At 41.3% G+C, this 230-nt stretch carries 1 rRNA gene; it reads right to left on the bottom strand.

Annotated features, from left to right (window positions below):
• Positions 1 to 90: ribosomal RNA gene (gene rrf, locus G9F50_RS20400) — 5S ribosomal RNA — on the bottom strand; the annotation flags it as partial.
• Positions 91 to 230: the final 140 nt, after the last annotated feature.

Raw genomic sequence — 230 nt, 5'->3', positions numbered from 1 at the left:
GGGAAACCCCCGACTACCATCGGCGCTGAAGAGCTTAACTTCCGTGTTCGGCATGGGAACGGGTGTGACCTCTTCGCCATCATCACCAGACGTTTTAGTGACATGTATTATTATACTATGTATTTCAGAAAAAGCAAGAGTTTTTCAAAAAAATTCTCTCAAAACTAGATAACAGTAAGCATACATTCAAATTGGTTAAGTCCTCGATCGATTAGTATCTGTCAGCTCCA

Origin of the sequence: Bacillus sp. EKM206B, assembly GCF_011066015.1 — a bacterium.
GTDB lineage: Bacteria > Bacillota > Bacilli > Bacillales > Bacillaceae > Bacillus > Bacillus velezensis.
This window is presented reverse-complemented; position numbering and strand designations above follow the sequence as displayed.